Here is a 14,020-nt window from a genome sequence, read left to right on the forward strand (position 1 = left end):
ATCCCGGAATACAAATCTCTCAAAGTGTCACAACGATCAAAATCGTTGCATTGTCTCGGGTCAGGACAACGGAAAACCCATCGCCTCCACCATCTTGACCCAGGGTTTGCGCCAGCCGCCCTTCTCATCTGCTGTGTCCAGCGCATAAAGCGTGATCTGCGAGCCGATCCAGCGGAACGGTTCCGGCGGGATGCGGTTCGGCATGGTGCGCGCGAAATCCATCCGCAGTTCCGGCAGGTCCTCGCCATCCAGTTTGGCCAGACCTACCCGGGCGCCAAAGCGGCTGGTCGAGATGCCATAGCCGGAATAGCCACCGGCATAGATCATGTCGCCATCCATATATTCCTGAAAATGCACCGCCATCCGCGTGGTCAGCGCAATCGGGCCGGTCCAGGCATGGGTGAATTTCACGTCATCCATTTGCGGGAAGGTCCGGTGATAGGCTTCAGCCAGCCGGATGAACGGATCAATCCTCCGCTCGCCTGCGGGATCGGTGTTGTTATTGCCATCGTAGTAATAGCCCAGCCGCCCGCCAAAGGTCATTCGGTTGTCCTTGGTCCGGCGCATGTGGTTCAACTGCGTGCGGGTGTCGTAAATCCCCTGACGGTGCACCCAGCCCAGACGGTCCCATTGTTCCTCGGTCAGGGGTTCCGTCGCCATGATCCGTTCGCGGACGCCCGCCACACGTTGCTTGATGCGCGGATCGCCGGCGGCGAACGCGTTGGTGCCCAGCAGGATTTTTTTGGTTTTCACCGATCCGTCGTGAGTGGTGACTTTGATGACACCGTTTTCGCGTTCGATTTTCTCCATCGGGGTGAATTCATGCAGGCGCACGCCCAGGCTCAGCGCCGCCCGTTTCAGACCCCAGGCCAGCATTGCGGGCTGTACCGTGCCGGACAGTTCCTTGTTCCAGCACCCCGCCGAATAGATCGGGGATTTGATGTGGTCCTGCAACTGATCCTTGTCGAGATATTCGACCACATGGCCGTATTTCTTGTGTATCTCGTACTCGGCCTTCACGTCGGGCACGCATTCGTCACCCACCGCCACGGTCAACTCGCCACCACGGTCAAACTGGGCGTCGATGTCATACCGCTCCAGCGTGTCCAGAAAGCCCCGCATGTTTTCCTGACCCAGCCGTTCAAGCTCTGCCAGATCGTTGGGGAACAGCCGCACCGCATTGTGCAAACCGTGCATGACCGAGGTCGAGACCACGCCCGCAGGCCGCCCCGAGGCGCCATAGGCCACCTTGGCGGCCTCAATCAGCATCACGTCGCGGTTCGGGTTGGCCTCTTTCGCCTGAATCGCGGCCCAGAGCCCGGTGAACCCGCCGCCAATGATCAGCAGATCAGCCGAGGTATGGCCGATCAGTTGCGGTTCGACGCCCGGCGCGTCGTCGCGGTCCAGCCACAGTGGGAAGAACGCCGCATCCTTAAGGGCCTTTTCAGCGAAACCCATGTTTCAACTCCTTTTCCGATGCGTCGGTCAGAAGGTTTCCGACAGCGCCTTCAGTGTTTGGTCCATCACTTCGACGAAGTGATCTGCGTGTTCGGGTTTGAACGGCAGCGGCGGACGTATCTTCAGAACATTCCCATGCGGCCCCGCGCGTGAGATCAGCACGCCGCGACGGCGCAGCTCATTCACCAGCCAGGCGGTTTCCTCGGTCGCGGGGGTTTTGGCGGCGCGGTCCTGAACCAGTTCCAGCCCGATAAACAGGCCCGCCCCGCGCACATCGCCAATCACCGCATGCGTGTTCGCCAGCTGTTTCAGCCCGTCGCTCATATACGCGCCGGTCAGCCGGGCGTTTTCCTGCAATTGTTCGTCCCGGATCACATCCAGCACCGCCAGACCAACCGCTGCCGAGACCGGGTTGCCGCCGAACGTGTTGAAATAGCGCGAGGCCTGCCCGAAGGCGTCGGCCAGTTCCGCGCTCAGCGCCAGACCGGCCATCGGATGCCCGTCGCCCATCGGCTTGCCCATGGTCACGATGTCAGGTGAGATACCGTGGTTCTGGAACCCCCAGAAATTGTCACCGGTGCGCACGAACCCGGGCTGCACCTCATCCGCGATCACTAGTGCGCCCGCCTTATACGCGGCCTCGACCGCTGCCTGCAGGACGCCCGGCGGCGGGGCAAACACACCGTCCGAGGAAAAGATCGAATCGAAGATCAACACCGATGGCGTGATGCCGTTGGCCTTGAGATCGTCGAAAGCCGCCGCCACCTGCGCGCCAAAACCGGCGGCATCCAAGCGATAGGTGTCCGGTGGTGCGACCGTGCGCACATGCGCGCCCACGCCCAGCCCCAGTGACGGCGACATCTCGGCCACCGCCATTGTGCCGCCGTGATAGGCCAGGTCGGTCACAACGATCCCGGTGCCGCCGGTGTGATAGTTGGCGATGCGCAGGGCCAGATCATTGGCCTCGGACCCGGTGCAGGTAAAGATCGCCCGGTTGAGGGTGTCGGGCATGGTGGCCAGCAGCCGCTCGGAAAATTCCACAACGGTTTCGTGCAGATACCGGGTATGGGTGTTCAGGATCGCCGCCTGTTTCGACAGCGCCTCGACCACGCGCGGGTGGCTGTGGCCGACGCTGGGCACGTTGTTATAGACGTCCAGATAACGCCGCCCGTCCTTGTCGGTGATCCACACGCCCTCGGCGCTGACCGGGTGCAGGGGTTCTTCGTAAAACAGCCGGTAGGACGGCCCCAGCGTTGCCACCCGGCGCGCGATCAGGGCCGCGTCTTCGGGGTCCGATACGGTTGGGTTGGCTGTGCCGTGAAAGTTGCTTTTGGTCTGTGCCATCGGATCAGCCCTGTTCGATCAAAACGGTGCCATCCGCACGCGCCCGGACCAGATGCCGCAGCGAGGTCAGGGCATGCGGCTCATTGCGCAGGATATAGGTGGCGTTGTCGGGGTGAAGCTCGGCACGCCAGCGCGTGACCAACAGCGTCAGCAGATGGCGCCCGATCATGATGTCGGGCAGCAGCGCGATTTCTTGCTCGGTCAGCGGCAGTTGTTGCTGATAGGCCGCCAGAAACGCGCGGGCCAGGGTAAAGGGATCATCCCCTTCGACCATCAGGTAAGCGGCAGCAATCGCCGGGTCCAATGCCAGCGGTGCCCGCACCATGTCACCGAAATCAATCAGGCCGGTGATCTGGTCTCCGTCGCCGAACACATTGTAAAGGTTCAGATCATTGTGAATTAACTGCCAGCGCAACCCGTCAAAGCGGGGCAGGGTATCGGTGCAGAACCGGTGAAACTCGCGCCGCACCAGATCGCCATCTTCCCCGTCCTGATGCACCAGCAAATGCGCCAGCCCGTCGATCTGCGTCATGTCCCAGACCAAGGGATGCCGTTCCGCCGGGTGCCGCATACCGGCCAGAGCCTGATCCAGTCGCGCCGCCTTGCCGCCCAGATCATGGGCCATCGCCGGGGTGACGGTCATTCCGTAAAGGGGCGAACCGCCGACGCAGCTAAGCACACGGACCATGGCCTCGCGCCCGTCAGGCAGCGTTACATCCACCTCGACGGCGCCGGTCAGCGCGGGCAGCAGATGCGGAACCGGCAGTCCGGGGTCATTGTCCTGAATCCGCTGCAACGCTGCGGTTTGCAGGTTCGAAACCGCCCGATCCTCGCTGGGGTTGGCGATTTTCACGATAAAGCCGCGCCCATCGGTGGCGGTGACCAGAAAGTTCTGATCCCGTTCGGAGGTCAGGCACCGGGCTTGCACGTCAAGCCCCCAGCGCTCCTGCATCATGGCGCAGACGTCACCGTCGCCCAGATTGGGGGCGGCGGCGGTATGTGCCTCGGCTTTGACTTCGGATTGCATGTTCTTGCGTCCTTTCCCAGACCTTACAGGGCCATCGTGACAGCTTTGGTGTGCAGGTAATGGTCGATCTGTTCACGCCCCAGATCCTTGCCAAAGCCTGAATTCTTCACGCCGCCAAACGGCATGATCACATCGACAACATCATGGCAGTTGATCCAGACCGATCCAGCCTGCAACTGGCGCATCACGCGCTGCGCCCGTGCGCCGTCGCGCGACCAGACGCTGGCCCCCAGCCCGTAAGGGTTGTCATTGGCCAATGCGATCGCTTCGGCCTCGTCCTTGAAAGGCAGCGCCACCAGAACCGGGCCAAAGATTTCCTCCTGCACCAGGGGGGAGCTGTTGTCTTCGACCGCAAACAGCGTCGGCTCGACAAAGAACCCGTCACCAGTCTGTTTCTCACCGCCAAACACTGTGCGTGCGGTATCGCGGCCCAGATCAAGATATCGTTCGATATTGGCCTTGGCACCCGCGCTGATCACCGGGCCGATGTCGCAATCCGGGTCAAGGCCGGGGCACAGCTTCATTTGGGTGATCTGCGATTTGATCACCTCAAGCCCCTGTTCAAAGACATCCTCGTGCAGATACAGGCGCGACCCGGCCGAGCAGTTCTGACCTGAGTTGAAAAAGATGCTCCAACGCGTCGCTTCGGCGATGCCCTCAAGATCGGCATCCTCGAACGCGACCATCGGGGATTTGCCGCCCAGTTCCAGCGTGACCGGAGCGAAATGCGACATCGCCGCCTTGCCCACCTCGCGTCCGACGCGGGTCGAGCCGGTAAACGACACCTTGTCGACACCCGGATGCGCGGTCAGATAGGCACCGACCTCGTGGCCATGGCCGGTGACGATGTTGAACACACCTTCGGGCAGGCCCGCCTCTTGCATCAGCTTGGCGACATAGGCCATCGACAGCGGCGTCAGCTCGGCCGTTTTCAGAACCATGGTGCAGCCCACCGCCAGCGGTGCCGCCAGTTTCCACATCGCCATGTTCATCGGCCAGTTCCACGGGGTCACCGCGCCGACAACGCCGATGGGCTCCTTCACCGTGTACGAGAAAAAGTCGGTGCCCGCCGAGATCTGCCGCGTGGCGCCTTCGATCTTGGTGGCCCAGCCGCCCATATAGCGCAGCAGCTCGACCGACCCCAGAACGTCGAAATCCTTGCACGGGCCGATGGCCTTGCCGTTGTCGATGGTCTCGATCTCGGCCAGAATATCGGCGTCACGCTCGATCAGATCGGCCAGTTTCCACAGGATACGCTGCCGCTCGGCTGGCACCATGCGTGGCCAGGGACCTTCGTCAAACGCCTTGCGCGCGGCAGCCACCGCCGCATCCACATCCGCATTGGTACCCTGTGCCAGCGCGGTCAGTTGCGCCCCGGTCGAGGGCTCAAGTACCGGAATGGAATCGGCAGAGGTGCCAGCCGTGAATTCACCATTGATGAACATGACCGAAGGCGCGGTCACCGCCTCGCGCGCAGCCGCGCTTACGTTAAAACGGTCAAAATAGTCTTGCAGCTCAGGTGTCATTTCGACGGCCTCTTGGTCTTGTTCAAACAAGATCGGTTCAGGCCCTGCTGCGTGCAGCGGCCCAATCAATACCGGTCCGCCACTATGATTCCGTACTACTGCAAACTTAGATATATGCCATTTGATATAGGGGGTCGGGAACGGTGCCCAATTCCATCAGAAATCATTCAACCATCTGATTTCATGAGGTTCGTCACGAATTCCGCAAACATGTCGCCCTGACCGGAGACATTGAGCTTCTTATAAATTTTGGATCTGTGAATTGCGACCGTACCCGGAGAAATACCCAGAATACGCGCGATTGATTTTGCCGAATGCCCACGCAGCAAGAGTTGGGTGATTTCTTTTTCGCGCGCAGTTAGAAGACCCTTGCCAAAATCCGCCAGCACGCGCGACACACCTGCGTGAAACTGCCTGTCGGAAATCACAGTATCAGCGTTTCTGGCGTCCTTGGGAGAGAGGTGCCGGTCTGTGAGCTCCGACAAGAGGGGCAAAAGAGTATTAAGCAGATCCTCAACCGTTCCTGCCCCGTCAAAATCAAGAAATACCGACATATGCACACAGCGATCCTGCCCGATGGGAAGGAAACACCCGACTTCGTGGCGGCCGATAATCATTCTCCAGTAGCGTGCGAAAGTATCGGGAACCTGAAACGCCTCGCGATCTTCCAGGTTAAACCGAACCACCCCGGACCGGGTGCCTTGCGTAAACAGGTCATACATCGGGTCCAGCAGATACAGGCCACCCAGATACTCGGTCATCTCGCTGTCATATTCATCGCCATCGCTGAACAGAAAGCGCGGCGGTAGCCCTGGAGAGAATTCAAACAGGGTTATGCCGGTGAAATCACACCATTTCTTCAGGACATCCGAGAGCAATTGAAAGAAATCAGGCTGATCCACATGTTTCATCACGCATGCCAGATCCGAGATGAGGACAGACAATGTCTCTTGTGTTGCGGGGCGCATAAGGTCGCTTACCGCATCTGGCAACTGTCTGACCGGCATTCGTCCAGTTTCGTCTTGCATGTGGATCTTCCTTTGGCGCCTGTGCAAGTTCTACCCGCTCGGACAAAACCACGATGAGCTAAACCGGTGACTCTGGTGAAGAGTGGGCAGCAGGCCTTTCCTACTTGAACATGTCACGATCATCTTGGCAATTCGGGAGCAGACCTGAGGCCTTTTGTCCGAAGTAAACCGCGTTGGCAATCGTCGGCGCAAGCGATGGGTCACGGTGGTTTTTCGGATGCGGCTATCTGCAGGTCACGTCCGCCGCTGAAATGAGGCCAGTTTGGGCATGGCCAGGCCAAACAGCTCATTCTGCGAAGAAATCGACAGCTTCTTGTAGATGTTCCTGCGATGCACCTTCACGGTGTGAATCGAAAGTCCCAGATTGACCGCGATCGAATGGCTGGAATGACCCTGGGTGATCAATGCCGCCACATCCGCTTCGCGCTGGCTCAGGCGCGTTTGCGGGTCGGTGCTGAGGCTTCTGTAGATTTCAGCAAGCGTGCCGGAGGATGGCGGCGCTTGCCGGTCCGGCACGTCAACCGAGGCAAGCTGTGCAAGCTTGGGCATGATGGCGTGGCAGAGTGATTTGAACTTTCGGACATCGCCGCGCGTGTATTTGGGAAACCCCTTTACCCGGCCCAGCGACCAATGCACGACCGTATCCGCATTCACGCGATGCAATGCGCCGACCTCGTCGATCATTCTGCATTCATTGTAGTATTTCCTGAAATACTCGCTGGTCTCAAACCTGTCCGGTGCGATTTCGAAGATGCGATAGGCCGACATCCCCGTCTCTCGCTCTGCCTTCAGCGCAAACGGATCGAAGAGAAACCCGAATGTCAGATAGTCTTCGTCAAAACTGCGTCTGGCGCGCGGGTCCGGAATCCAGCGGATCAGGCTAGTCGGCACATGCTGGCTTTGAAACCGGGCAACAACAATGGACTGAGGATCAAATTCCCGACGCGCCAGATCGATCAGGGCGGCCTCGCACCCGGCCAAATCGGTTGCCACCGAAATTCGCCCCAATTGGGAAAACAGTTCAGACTCTTCGGTCATTGCTACCGCCATTTTTCGACTGTTGCGCCACTCTAATACCAATCTGGTGGTATTAAAGCCAAATGCGGAGTCTGACACAGTAGGGGCGCAGAACGCAAAACAGGTACGAAAGATGAAAACCGCTTCGCCTGAAACCGGCATCAAGTTCATGGACCGTAACCCGCCCGCGTTTTCCATGCCCGAGGTCGAAGCCATCGCGCGGGACATTTTTGGCCTCAGCGGACAGTTCAAGACCCTGGACAGCGAGCGTGATCTGAATTTCAGGGTGACCACCGACACGGGTGAGGCGTTTGTTCTGAAAATCGCCAATTCGGATGAGGACCCCGGCGTCGTCGATTATCAGACACAGGCGCTGCTGCACATTCAGGCGCAGGACCCTGACCTGCTGGTGCCGCGTGTTGTTCCCACTCTTGATGGCGAGCCCATGACAACGGTCGGCGGGCAGGCTGGTGAGACCCATATCGTTCGCATGCTGAGCTATCTACCGGGGCGCGTGCTGCTTGAGACAGGGGACATTTCGGTTGCAGCGCGGCGTGATCTTGGCCGCATGATGGCGCGGTTGGATCTGGCGTTGCGCGGGTTTTTTCACCCTTGCGCACGGAATGCCAACCCGTGGGCCATGATGGGGTTTTGCGATCTTAAACCTCATCTGAGTGCGGTTGAGGATGTCGAAATCCGGGCGCTGATATCGGCTGTGTTCGACCGGATGGAAAGCTATGTGCTGCCACGGCTGAAGGGCATGCGTCATCAGGTCGTTCATCAGGATGCCCATCGCGGCAATGTTCTGCTTGATCCGGAAAATCCCGACCGGATTGCCGGTCTGATCGACATGGGCGACATGACCTTTGCGCCTTTGGTCGTTGAACCGGCGATTGCGGCTGATCCCCTGCATGTCAAAACCGATGACCCATGGGGCTATATCACGGATATCGTTTCAGGTTTTGATGCCGAACTGCCGCTTGAGGGGGATGAGATCGACCTGATCTATGACCTCGTGCTCGCGCGGTTTGCCGCGACGGCGATGATTATCGCATGGCGCAAGGCGGAAACGCCGGACAATGCCTGGCTGCCGGGGGATGAGGCCCCCTGTTGGGCTTTGCTGCGATATCTGGTTGCCATCGGGCGCGACAAGGCGTGCAGGCGGCTGCGCAGGGCCTGTGGGTTTTCGGAATATTGCCCACCGGAACCCGATGCGCTGACCCATGATCCGCTGACAGAGACAGACGAGGCACTGATCGCGCGGCGCCACGATGTGCTGGGCTCGAACCTTTACACATTCTACAGGCGACCGCTGCATGTGGTGCGCGGCTCGGGGCCCTGGCTGTATTCCGCACAAGGGCATCGTTATCTGGATGTTTACAACAATGTCCCGGTGGTTGGTCACAGCCATCCCCATGTGGTCCGCGCGACAACCCGGCAGATCGAGGCGCTGAACACCAATACGCGCTATCTTTACGACGTGATCGTCGATTTCTCGGAACGGTTGCTGGCCACCATGCCCGCGCATCTGGACACCTGCCTGTTCGTCAATTCCGGGAGCGAGGCCAATGACGTGGCGTGGCAGATGGCGCAGTTTGCCACCGGCAAAACCGGCGCGCTGATCATGCAAGAGGCCTATCACGGGATCACCGAATGTCTGGCGCATCTGTCGCCGCAATTTATCGATGGTGAAAAGCCCGCGCATGTTCAGTATCTGGACATCCCCGATCCGTATCGGGGCAAGTACACATATGCGGATGGCGATTACACAACACTTTATGCCTCGGACGCGGATCGCGCGATAGGCGACCTGTCGGACAGCGGGCACCCTCTTGCCGCTTTCATGGTGGATTCATCCATGCTCAGCAGCGGTGTGCCGGATGTGCCCGCAGGATACCTCTTGGCCGTCGAAAAAAAGGTCAAGGCGGCGGGCGGGCTGCTGATCGCGGATGAGGTTCAGGCCGGATTTGCGCGGTCTGGCACGCATATGTGGGGGTTTCAGGCCAACAATCTCAGCCCGGACCTTGTGACCCTTGGAAAACCCGTCGGCAATGGTTTCCCGCTGGGTGTGGTCATCACCAATGCGGACCTGATGCATGCGTTTCGTGCCCATACCGGCCTGTTCAGCACGTTCGGCGGCAATCCGGTGGGCTGTGCTGCGGGCATGGCCGTGCTGGATGTGATCGAGAACGAAAACCTGCTGCAGAACGCGAAAGACACCGGGCAGTACATGCGCGATCAGTTCCGGTCCTTGATGTCCAGACATCACTGGATCGGTGATGTGCGCGGGACAGGGATGATTGCGGGGGTCGAGTTGATCCGCAACGCGGAGACACAGGAACCGGCCACGGCGGAAACCAAGGATATTGTCGAGATGATGCGCGACCGGCAGGTTCTGATCGCAAAGGAGGGCATGTATGGCAACGTCTTGAAAATACGCCCCTCTCTGGTCTTTCGCCGACAGCATGTCGATGTACTGATCAGCGCCTTGGACGACGTTCTGACATCTCTTCCCGGCTGAAGTGGGGCCATCACAAGGAAACGGCAGGTCATCATGTTTCACGGAAAAACCGCACTTGTGACCGGGGCAACCTCGGGTATCGGGGCCGCCACGGCGCTGTCGCTGGCAGCTGCCGGGGCGCGGGTGGCCCTTCAGGGGCGCAGCACAGAGCGCGGCGAAAAACTGCGACAGCAGCTTGAAGGGCAGGGTCACCTTTTCCTTCCCGGTGATCTGCGCAAGGCAGAGACCGCAAACCAAGCGGTGGCCACCGCGTTAGAGACATTCGGGCGGCTCGACATTGTGGTCAACAGTCTGGGCGTGGCCCCGCATGGCAAAGTGGCGGACACCACCGATGCGGTCTGGGACAGCGCGATGATCACGAATGTGAACGCGGTCTTCTATATCTGCCGGGCGGCAATCCCTGCCATGATCTCGGCAGGCGGCGGGTGCATCGTCAACGTGGCCTCGACATTGGGTATGGTGGCTGCGCCGTCTTCTGTCGCGTATTGCGCGTCAAAGGGGGCGCTCATCCAACTGACCCGCGCCATGGCCATCGATCACGCGCATCAGAATGTCCGGATCAACGCAATTTGCCCCGGCGCGGTCGACACCCCGATGGTCGCCGCAGAGGCGCAGGACCTTGGCGTCAGTGAACAGGAGCTCAAGGGAATCTGGGCGGAAGAAGCGCCCAACAAACGGCTTGCCAGCGCGCAGGACGTCGCCGACGCGGTGGTGTTCATGGCATCGGACAAAGCCGCGCATTTCCATGGCACAGCGCTGCCCTTGGATGGCGGTGTGACTGCAATGTAGTTTGAAAACAAGGCACTAGGAGAGGTCCACGCCGACAACCACCAAAAGTCAGCCGCAAGGACGCGGTCAAATTCAGGATCAATCGTTTGACAACGAAGGAGAAGGGAAGATGACACACCGACAAACCGCAATGGGCCTGATCGCCGGTCCGGTTCTGGCACTGGGTTTTGCCGCCACCGGCACCGCTGACATTACCGATCAGGAACGTGCCAACAAAACCGTGGTTGAAGGGCTGTACGCGGATTTCTACAGCGGCAAGAACGTCGAAAAGCTCTCGGACTACGTTGCAGATGATGTGGCCCAGCATCACTCGTCACTGCCAAACGGGCTTGCAGGTTTCCAGGCCCATTTCGACGGCTACCGCGAGGGATCACCGGACATGGTGGCGGACCCCCAGCGTATGGTGGCCGATGGTGACCTCGTTTTCGTACACAGCCGGTGGGCGCCGGAAGGCGAGGAAAACCCGCGGTATAAGGGCAGTTTCGTAAGCGGCGATCTTTATCGCCTGCAGGATGGCAAGATCGTGGAAAGGTGGGGGCACAACCAGCCGATCCCGGAAACCACGCTGAACGGCAACACCATGTATGGCGGCGGAACCTATCAGGCGACATCACCAGCAGAAGAGGCCGCCAACAAGAAGGTGATCCTGTCTTATTTCGAGGCGTTCAACGCCCGGGATCTGGATGCGTTTGACGATTACGTGGTGCAGGACTGGATTGCACACAGCCCGGTTGAAAACAACACTCTGCCAGCCTTGAAAGAGTTTTTCGTGGGCCTGTTTGACCAGCTTCCGGGCCTCCACGCGGACGTCAAACGGGTGATAGCTGACGGGAACTATGTGGTGACCCATGTCCACTATACCGTGGCCGAAGATGATATCGGCAATGACTTCGCCACCGAAGGTGGTGCAACCTTTGACGTCTTCAGGATGGAGAATGGGAAGGTCGCCGAGCACTGGGATATGACCCAGTTCGGGCTGCAACCTGACTCGGTAAACGGCAACACCATGTTCGACGGGTTCGGAGTGTACAATTACAAGTGAACGCCCGATGAGAAAACAGGATCATTCCATCGGGTCAGGGCGCTGTTCCGACATAGGTATCAGGCTTAGCCTGCTCAGGCGTTTCAATCGGGTGGCCATGGCGTCCAGAGACATCGTTTCGCTGCGGATGAATTCGATGAAGCTCATGTTGAACTGGTTGCTCAGACCCGCCGCCAGAAGGCGCGCGCTATGAGTACGCGGCAGCTTGTTTTCCCGCATCAAACGCTGGAAAAACATCACAAACTGCCGGTCAATCGTGGTGAGCGAGTTTTCGTATTCCGTGCCGAAAACCGATCGGGGGTTGCGGATGTAGTCGGCCACGGCAACCCGCCACATATCCCGGGAAACGCGGTCTTCGATTCCATCACAGTGGCAGTCTATGATCCGGTCCAGCATCTCATGCGCGCTGCCAAATGGCCCTTGCAAAAGAACATCGACCTCTTGAATCGCCAGTTTGAGATCGTCGACGACAATCTCAAGCAACAGGTCGTTCTTGGTCTTGAAATAGGTGTAAATCGTGCCCGGCGAAACCTCGGCGTGTTCCGCTATTTCTTCAAGTTTTACGGCATCGTAACCCCGTTCTCGAAACAAGGACAAAGCGGCATCCAGCATCGCTTTTCGGCGGCGGGTTTTTTGGAGCTCTCGCAGGCCAGTCATACCGCCTGAAATACATCATCGGTTCACGGGCTTCAAGAAACTCATGTCGCACATAAAAAAGAAGTTGACTTTAAAATTGAAGTTCACTCAAAATAAATTGGACTTGACGCGCTCAGCAGGGAGGTTGAACGAGGTCATTGATCGAGATTGAACAGCTTGGAATGGTGTTCGGAACCGGCGCAAAAAAGTTCGTGGCGCTCAAGAACATTGATCTGCAAATTCGCGAGAATGAGTTCTTTACGCTTCTGGGCCCATCTGGTTGCGGCAAGACGACATTGCTGCGCTCGATCGCCGGTTTCGTGAATCCGACCGAAGGTGTCCTGAAAATCGACGGCGCGAATGTTCTGGGGCAGCCGCCTTATGAACGACCTGTGAACACGGTTTTCCAGAACTACGCCCTGTTCCCGCATATGACCGTCGCACAGAATATCGGGTTTGGCCTGAAAATGCGGGATCGACCCCGGGCCGAGATCAAAAGCACCGTGTCCGAGATGCTGGAACTGGTGCAGATGACGCCGATGGCGGATCGTCTGATCAGCCAGTTGTCAGGCGGCCAACAACAACGCGTGGCGCTGGCCCGGGCGCTGGCCCCCAGACCGAAAGTGCTGTTGCTGGACGAGCCGCTGTCCGCACTGGATTCAAAGCTGCGCAAGGAAATGCAGATCGAGCTGAAGCGCCTGCAAGCCGATACCGGTATCACTTTTGTCTTTGTGACACATGATCAGGAAGAGGCCCTGACCATGTCGGACCGGATCGCGATCATGAGGCAGGGGCGCATCCTGCAAGTCGCGGGCCCCCGCGAGATTTACGATCATCCGGCCGAAAGGTTTGTCGCCGATTTCATCGGGGAAACCAACTTTCTGGATGCCGAACTGACCGATACGCGCGACGGCAAGGCCATTGTAAAGCTGGCGTCGGGCGATGTCGTCGAAGCCTCGGGCGGGGCCGGGAAATCCGATCCGGGGCCGGTCACGCTGGCGGTCCGTCCGGAACATGTGACGCTGGACAAAACGCAGGGGATGCTGACCGGCGTGCTGCAAAACATCGTCTATTTCGGAACGGATACGCATTATCATGTCTCGGTCGGCGGCAGCGAGGATTTTGTCATCCGCGAACAGAACCAGCCCGACGTGACGTCGCGCTTTGCCATCGGGGACACCGTGGGCGTGTCGTTTCAACCCAGTGCCGCTCAGGTTTTGAGGGACTGATGGGCAGCGCGGGGACCTCAATGAACAAACGCCGCTGGCTGCTGCTGTCGCCAGCCCTGTTCATACTTGTGTTCGCCGCATCGGGGCCGTTGCTGATTGTCCTGACCTATTCGTTTCTGACCCCGGGTGATTATGGCGGCGTGGTCTGGGAATTTTCGGGTGAGGCATGGGTGAACACCATCCTGCAGCGCGATATTTTCGACGACACGCTGTCCCTGGCCGAAGCGCATCTGTCCATTCTCTGGCGATCCGTCAAGCTGTCGCTGATCACCACCCTTCTGGCGATGCTGTTCGGCCTTCCCACCGCCTATTTCATCGCCACACGCCCCAAAAGCAGCCAGGGCCTGTGGATGTTGCTGATCATCATCCCGTTCTGGACCAACCTGCTGGTGCGGACCTTTGC

General features: G+C 59.0%; 11 protein-coding genes and 1 pseudogene. 5 read left to right on the forward strand and 7 right to left on the reverse strand.

The genetic code is table 11. The features are described from left to right. Positions 1-60 precede the first annotated feature (60 nt). From MPJ51_RS17580 to MPJ51_RS17605, 6 genes are all read right to left on the reverse strand, one after another. Positions 61-1,458: an FAD-dependent oxidoreductase gene (locus tag MPJ51_RS17580; protein ID WP_298389347.1), complete on the reverse strand. Its 1,398-nt coding sequence runs from the start codon at positions 1,456-1,458 to the stop codon at positions 61-63. A gap of 27 nt (positions 1,459-1,485) precedes the next feature. Beyond that, positions 1,486-2,802 (reverse strand): aminotransferase class III-fold pyridoxal phosphate-dependent enzyme, encoded by a 1,317-nt coding sequence (locus tag MPJ51_RS17585; protein ID WP_298389349.1) that lies wholly within the window; start codon positions 2,800-2,802, stop codon positions 1,486-1,488. 4 nt (positions 2,803-2,806) lie between these two features. Next, positions 2,807-3,829 (reverse strand): phosphotransferase, encoded by a 1,023-nt coding sequence (locus tag MPJ51_RS17590; RefSeq protein ID WP_298389351.1) that lies wholly within the window; start codon positions 3,827-3,829, stop codon positions 2,807-2,809. Between the two features lie 23 nt (positions 3,830-3,852). After that, the gene (locus tag MPJ51_RS17595; protein WP_298389353.1) at positions 3,853-5,355 is read right to left on the reverse strand and encodes an aldehyde dehydrogenase family protein; all 1,503 of its coding nucleotides are present in this window, start codon (positions 5,353-5,355) and stop codon (positions 3,853-3,855) included. A gap of 167 nt (positions 5,356-5,522) precedes the next feature. After that, on the reverse strand, positions 5,523-6,383 hold the full coding sequence (locus MPJ51_RS17600) for a helix-turn-helix transcriptional regulator (RefSeq protein ID WP_298389355.1): 861 nt from the start codon (positions 6,381-6,383) through the stop codon (positions 5,523-5,525). 234 nt (positions 6,384-6,617) lie between these two features. Further along, positions 6,618-7,421, reverse strand: a complete 804-nt coding sequence (locus MPJ51_RS17605) for a helix-turn-helix transcriptional regulator (protein WP_298389357.1) — start codon at positions 7,419-7,421, stop codon at positions 6,618-6,620. 112 nt (positions 7,422-7,533) lie between these two features. On the opposite strand from MPJ51_RS17605, the gene MPJ51_RS17610 reads away from it, so the two are divergent. From MPJ51_RS17610 to MPJ51_RS17620, 3 genes are all read left to right on the forward strand, one after another. Continuing rightward, positions 7,534-9,921, forward strand: coding sequence for an aminotransferase class III-fold pyridoxal phosphate-dependent enzyme (locus MPJ51_RS17610; protein WP_298389359.1), 2,388 nt, complete (start codon positions 7,534-7,536; stop codon positions 9,919-9,921). A 33-nt stretch (positions 9,922-9,954) separates the two neighbouring features. After that, positions 9,955-10,710, forward strand: a complete 756-nt coding sequence (locus MPJ51_RS17615) for an SDR family oxidoreductase (RefSeq protein WP_298389362.1) — start codon at positions 9,955-9,957, stop codon at positions 10,708-10,710. 109 nt (positions 10,711-10,819) lie between these two features. Continuing rightward, positions 10,820-11,752, forward strand: coding sequence for a nuclear transport factor 2 family protein (locus MPJ51_RS17620; RefSeq protein WP_298389364.1), 933 nt, complete (start codon positions 10,820-10,822; stop codon positions 11,750-11,752). A 21-nt stretch (positions 11,753-11,773) separates the two neighbouring features. Here MPJ51_RS17620 and MPJ51_RS17625 read toward each other — a convergent pair whose 3' ends face one another. Beyond that, a complete protein-coding gene (locus tag MPJ51_RS17625; RefSeq protein ID WP_298389366.1) occupies positions 11,774-12,349 on the reverse strand; it encodes a TetR/AcrR family transcriptional regulator in 576 nt (191 codons plus the stop codon). A 221-nt stretch (positions 12,350-12,570) separates the two neighbouring features. Here MPJ51_RS17625 and MPJ51_RS17630 point away from each other — a divergent pair, with 221 nt between their 5' ends. Continuing rightward, entirely contained in the window at positions 12,571-13,617 is a 1,047-nt protein-coding gene (locus MPJ51_RS17630) for an ABC transporter ATP-binding protein (RefSeq protein ID WP_298389397.1), read from the forward strand. 20 nt (positions 13,618-13,637) lie between these two features. Continuing rightward, positions 13,638-14,020: pseudogene (locus MPJ51_RS17635) on the forward strand (ABC transporter permease); the annotation flags it as partial.

The organism is Ruegeria sp., from assembly GCF_028066395.1.
GTDB lineage: Bacteria > Pseudomonadota > Alphaproteobacteria > Rhodobacterales > Rhodobacteraceae > Ruegeria.

Excerpts from the sequence above, each read along its gene's own strand:
- MPJ51_RS17595 (WP_298389353.1), bottom strand. The coding sequence starts at position 5,355 with ATGACACCTGAGCTGCAAGACTATTTTGACCGTTTTAACGTAAGCGCG.
- MPJ51_RS17630 (WP_298389397.1), top strand. The coding sequence starts at position 12,571 with ATGGTGTTCGGAACCGGCGCAAAAAAGTTCGTGGCGCTCAAGAACATT.
- MPJ51_RS17590 (WP_298389351.1), bottom strand. The coding sequence starts at position 3,829 with ATGCAATCCGAAGTCAAAGCCGAGGCACATACCGCCGCCGCCCCCAAT.
- MPJ51_RS17585 (WP_298389349.1), bottom strand. The coding sequence starts at position 2,802 with ATGGCACAGACCAAAAGCAACTTTCACGGCACAGCCAACCCAACCGTA.
- MPJ51_RS17605 (WP_298389357.1), bottom strand. The coding sequence starts at position 7,421 with ATGACCGAAGAGTCTGAACTGTTTTCCCAATTGGGGCGAATTTCGGTG.
- MPJ51_RS17610 (WP_298389359.1), top strand. The coding sequence starts at position 7,534 with ATGAAAACCGCTTCGCCTGAAACCGGCATCAAGTTCATGGACCGTAAC.
- MPJ51_RS17620 (WP_298389364.1), top strand. The coding sequence starts at position 10,820 with ATGACACACCGACAAACCGCAATGGGCCTGATCGCCGGTCCGGTTCTG.
- MPJ51_RS17580 (WP_298389347.1), bottom strand. The coding sequence starts at position 1,458 with ATGGGTTTCGCTGAAAAGGCCCTTAAGGATGCGGCGTTCTTCCCACTG.
- MPJ51_RS17600 (WP_298389355.1), bottom strand. The coding sequence starts at position 6,383 with ATGCAAGACGAAACTGGACGAATGCCGGTCAGACAGTTGCCAGATGCG.
- MPJ51_RS17615 (WP_298389362.1), top strand. The coding sequence starts at position 9,955 with ATGTTTCACGGAAAAACCGCACTTGTGACCGGGGCAACCTCGGGTATC.